The organism is Rhodothermales bacterium (assembly GCA_039944855.1).
In the GTDB taxonomy this organism is placed as follows: domain Bacteria; phylum Bacteroidota; class Rhodothermia; order Rhodothermales; family JANQRZ01; genus JBBSMX01.
Genome location: JBDUXZ010000038.1, coordinates 1 through 5148 on the forward strand (window position 1 = coordinate 1; position 5148 = coordinate 5148).

The window sequence follows — 5148 nt, forward strand, 5'->3', positions numbered from 1 at the left end:
CCCACTGGGCGTCCGTCAGGTCGGAGCCGTAGCGTTGCGAGCGCATGGGTCCGGGCGTCTGGTGAGCGAATCAGGGCTCTTCCAGACGCCGACGGGCGCCCATAGGCTTCCACTGAGCCGTTCCCCAAACAGTCTCTTAGAACCCAGACTCGATAGCCGCGCATAATGGTGGCGCAACCACGGGGTGTTGTGATGGTATTCCCCCTTTCCGCATGGGACGAACTCAACCTCCACGACGGGAGCCCACTCATCCTCCTTCGGTACTGAAGATGCAAACGCGTGCTCCGTCAGCAGCGTGACGACCTCGACCTGAAGCCCGAGTCGAAACAGGGTCGGGACACGGTGGCTTCGACTTTCTTCGAACGCGACCACCGCGTCGTCTATATGAGGGCCTAGAAAGTAGGTGCCATGTTCCGTGCACCAACTACAAAGAGCGGCAATAGATGAGAGATGCGGAAGGTCCTCAGACATCCGTGACGCGCGCTCTTGTCTGAACCGGCCGAGAAGGACGCTTTCAACGAACCTGTTCCGTAGGAACAAGACATCCCAAATGCCCTTGGCTCCGGCGTAGGAGAGCGACCTCCAATACTCCACGCCCACGGCCTCATCGGCATACAAGTTGTCCCGAAGACGTTCCCGGTCGAACCGTCTTACGTCTACTTCGCCCGCTACGTGCGGGGAGATGCCTGCCGCCTCACATAGCGAATTAGCCATTGGCTCGGCTGCGAGCAGGAAGCGCGCCCACGCGCTGTCAAATGCTGACCGAACGTTGCGCAACTCTCCGGACCACTCGTGCGCGACCTTTTGAAATGCACGATGCGTCTCGTAGGTAGGGTTTTCAGATATCGTTCGAAGCCGCTGTTGGCCCTGACTAAACAGCAAGCGTGCAAACTCGTAACCCGGCTCCTCTGTCCTTCTATCCGCACCGGTCAAGCCGCCGCGCATTGCCCGTGACGCCCTTCGCGGCGGCTTAGCATTGGGGGAGTATAGAAACGTCGCTAGTCGGAGCCGCTGATTCGCCCCGTCTACGGTGAATGGCGACGGGATCCCAAAGAGCCTCTCCGCGAATAGGAGCCCGATAGGACAGGCCGCGCCGGGGATTGAAGCCGCTATCAGCTTAGCGAGCTGCGAATTCCTCGATAGACCACCAGCCGAGATGGCACCTTCGACGCCGAAGGTAAAATCCGGAATCATACCCGCTCAATGTTTGGGATTCGCGTCGCGGGCGAGGGCAGGTTGTTCCTCGTTGCGGGCCCGCTGTTCACGCTCCGTTGCCATGAATCTTCAATAGCTCGTTGTCTACCGCGTCGGTGTCCATACTCGCCAGATACGTCTGCGTGTTGCTAAGCGAACGGTGTCCCAACGCCTTAGAAATGGTGTAGAGTCCCCCGCCACGGCGACGGGTGTGATCGGCGAAGGTGTGGCGCGCGATGTGGAACGACAAGGTGGCTGGTACCTCCGCTACCTCCGCAATCTTCTTCAGGTACTTGTTCGTAAGCGCGTTCTGCGACGAGATGGCGCTGACTTCTTTGCGAGGGGTAGATAGGTCGTACCCCTCAAGGATAGGGAAGACATACGGGTCAACCACGCCGCCGCATTCCGGACGCGTCAAGTGGCGCCGTGCTATGATTTCTGCTTGCGGGAGCAACACGATGGACTGAACGTGGCCCGTCTTGTGCATTGTGTAGACGAGCCGTCCGTTAGCGACGTTCGACGCTCTTAGCCTGCAAACGTCACCGAATCGCATCCCGGCGGTGAAATAGCTGAAGGCGAAGGTGTCGCGAACACGGCTAATCAGCGTGCCGTGTTCGAGGTTGAGTTCGAGGATCCGCCGATGCTCTGCTTCGGAAAGCTTGAGCCGTGCAGGTTTCCCGCCCTCAATCTTCAGGGCAATAAACGGGTTGTAGTCAATGGGGTGCGTCCCATCGCGGGCAGCCTTGAGGAAGATCGTCTTCAGCCCCCTGAAGTTCGTCGCTACGGTGCCGGGCTTGTTGCCGTAATGACCGATGAGGTGGGCCTTGTACCTTTGGAGCAGGTCGATGCTGATGTCGCCGAAGGGGAGGGGGGCACCCGCGAAGGCTCGGAATTTGGCAAGGTTCGTTTTCTGCTTCTTGTGATAGTAGATGCGTCCTTCGGCGAGCAGGGCCTTCACGAAGCGGTCGCCGTACTCGAAGTAATCACACGACGAAGCCCCAGCTTGCGTGGAGCGCGTGCCCCGCATCCGATCCTTCACGTCAGCAGCCGCTACGCTGCCTTCACGCAACGACAGGTCATAGACGACCTCCTTCGCGGACGCTACGGCCTTCGCGATGATGCCATTTATCGCTTCGTGATTGGGGTGCGTACGGCGAACGGAGCACGAGCGGGCGTTCCAATGAGACGCGCGCACCGACACTTTTAAGCTTAGGTAGTTGGAAAGACCGTCGCTGTCGGTGATACGGAGCTGGAGGGAATGCTCGCCGTTTTTTTTAGGGCGTCGGCTGAGTACGGGTGTGATCGTTGCCATCGATGTCAGACTAGAGGGGCGGATGAGTACGGATGGCTACAAATATATGGTCAAGGTTGTGGTCAAGGTGTAAGCCGTTTCAAGCCGTAACGGACGTGTTCGGTAGCGTTGCATATACGCCAAAAAGCTGCGATGAAGCCACTTTGTGTGTAATAGAGCGTGGTATTGCGTTGCGAATTATGTCCCTCTCGTGGGCACAGGAGCTTCGCTCCACTACAAGCGGCCCTCTCGGTATCGGGAGGGCCGCTTGTATTTATGATGGCCGGGTTCACGTCGAACGGTAGGATCCGCGTATCGAACGGAGTGACGTGGGCTGCGCGCCCGGTACGAATCCTTGCGCAGTGAGGGGCTCTCGGTAGACGAGGCCGTGGGGCCATTGCAGGGACCGCCGGATCTGTATCTTGCCGGATCCGCGACCCCCACGCGCTATGGACCTACCCGGACACTCCCTGCTCCACGCCGACCGTGACGGCGCGCACGTATCGGTGGCGCTGGAGGGCGGCCACGTCGTCCGCTGGTGCCCCGCATTTGGCGGTGAGGCGCTCTACCTCAGCCCGCTTGCCGCCGAGCACCCCGCCCGAGCCATCCGCGGCGGGGTACCCGTCATCTTCCCTCAGTTCGACGACCTCGGGCCCCTTCCCCGGCACGGCTTCGCCCGTACCGCGAAGTGGCAGGAGACGCAGCCGCAGCCAGACGAAGCGCTCGCCCTCGTCCTGACCGATAGCGCCGAGACCCGCGAGCACTGGCCCCACGCGTTCCGCCTCACCCTCGGCCTCGCCGTGGAGTCCCCTCCCACGTCTGACGCCGACGGGCTCCGGCTGGCCCTGCGCGTTCGCAACGTCGGCGGCGAGCCGTTTGCGTTCACGGCCGCCCTCCACACGTACCTCCGCGTGGGGGACGTGGAGCGCGTACGGGTAGAGGGGCTCGGTGGCACCCGCTATCGCGACAAGACGGCCGACGGGCGGCGCGCCGTTCAAGAGGGGCCGCTCCGAGTGCGCGGCCCGCTGGACTCCGTCTACGAGCGCGCGCCGGACCGCGTCGTGGTGCGGGACGAGGCGGCCGGGCGCCTCATCGAGGTGGAGAAGTCCGGGTTCGAAGATGTGGTCGTGTGGAACCCGTGGCGCGAGGGAGCGGCCGGCCTGGTCGATCTTCCAGAAGAGGACTACCGGCGGATGCTGTGCGTCGAAGCGGCCCAGGTGCATCGACCGGCCGTTGTAGATGCCGGTGCGACGTGGGAGGGCATCCAGACGATCACCGTGCGCGCACGCTAAGCGCGACGCCTCTCCCTGTGCGTCCAGAGGACGGGCGTACCCTTGGCCACAGGCGGAAAGGGTGAGTGTATGGATAAGGGTTATCCCAGTAGCGCTCACACTCAAGCTATATCCAGTGAGTAACATAACCCTCGTTATCGAGCTGGAGGCTGCGTTATTCAGGCAGCGTTTGTCGAGAGCCTGTCGGGGCAGGTCGCGCCCGGGAGCCGGCCGCGTCCCTGCTAGCTTCGCGGTGGCTGGTGGGCTGCAGCGCTCAGGAGCCGTGCCACGTGGCGGCCGGGTACGGCGATGGGGACGCCGTCGCGGTAGAGTTCGCGGTCGTAGTATCACGCCTCGGCGTGGTCGGGCCGTCGTCCCGGTGAGCGAAGCACTCGTTCGCGTGAGGGCCCATGCGCGAGCGTGCTCCGCGAGTACCTAGCGCTGCACCCGACGAAAGAGCAGAGCCGACACTGTAATCGCCTGTTGGCAAGAATGAGCTTGTGGCGTCATGGTATTGAGATAAATAGGGATGTGGCAAATGTTAGTAATGGGTAGGAAATGAGATGTAAACTCCCGATACTCCAAAGGGTTATCCGACCCTGCTGACCCCCTGCCCAACGAGGTTGGCTCATCCTGCTGGATATAGCGGACCGGTCAGACGGCATCGCCCCGTTGGTCCTTCCCGTTATCCAGTAACGATCCCCAGACGCCACGCGATGCCCTTTGAAACCCCAGTGGATGCCTTGCTCAGATTCGCCGTTCTCCTTGCCGCGATGCCGGTAGCTCGCACGCCAGGGGCAACTCGACGGCTGATGCGACGCAGACTGGGTGGTGAGCAAGTAGGTCAGCCGCAGCGACATCGGGGAGGAATGCCAGCGAGGAGCGTTTGGGGCTATTCGATTTTATCTGCTCGCTCATAACTAGGCGTCGGCGGCGATGCACGGGAAGCCCCCGCTGCTGAGGGGGCGCCAGCCCTGATCTCGGACCCCGACGGTGGAACGTTCTCGCAATCCTTTTTACGCGACTAGGCTATGCAACGTCTACGCCTCACGCTGTGCCTCCTCCTCCTCGCCTCGGCCCTCGCCGGGTGCGCGCCCGAGGCCGCCCTCACCACCGCCGACTTCCGCGCCCGCCTCCCCGAGCTCGAGGCCCGCACCCTCCGCGAGCCCGCCGACGCCGGCGCCCTCCGCGACCTCGGCGAGGCCTACGCCCAGCTCCAGCGGTTCGACCCCGCCCGCCAGGCCCTCGAGCGCGCCTACGCCCTCGACGCCGACGACCCCAAGACGCTCTACTACCTCGGCGTCGCCCACGAGGGCGCCGGGGCCGAGGCCGAGGCCCTCTTCGTCCTCGCCCAGTACGAGCGGCTCTCGCCCGACTCCCCGTACCGCCCGC

Annotated in this window: 3 protein-coding genes; 2 read left to right on the plus strand and 1 reads right to left on the minus strand. The window is 62.8% G+C overall.

The features are described 5' to 3' along the window. Nucleotides 1-1261: 1261 nt before the first annotated feature. Entirely contained in the window at nucleotides 1262-2506 is a 1245-nt protein-coding gene (locus tag ABJF88_18875; GenBank protein MEP0549005.1) for a site-specific integrase, read from the minus strand. Nucleotides 2507-2934: 428 nt separating this feature from the next. Here ABJF88_18875 and ABJF88_18880 point away from each other — a divergent pair, with 428 nt between their 5' ends. Beyond that, a complete protein-coding gene (locus ABJF88_18880; GenBank protein ID MEP0549006.1) occupies nucleotides 2935-3777 on the plus strand; it encodes a D-hexose-6-phosphate mutarotase in 843 nt (280 codons plus the stop codon). Nucleotides 3778-4787: 1010 nt separating this feature from the next. Next, on the plus strand, nucleotides 4788-5148 hold a 361-nt coding region (locus ABJF88_18885), incomplete at its 3' end, for a tetratricopeptide repeat protein (protein MEP0549007.1).

What these genes read in the sequence shown, in the direction of transcription:
- ABJF88_18880 (MEP0549006.1), top strand. Translation starts at nt 2,935, where the DNA reads ATGGACCTACCCGGACACTCCCTGCTCCACGCCGACCGTGACGGCGCG.
- ABJF88_18875 (MEP0549005.1), bottom strand. Translation starts at nt 2,506, where the DNA reads ATGGCAACGATCACACCCGTACTCAGCCGACGCCCTAAAAAAAACGGC.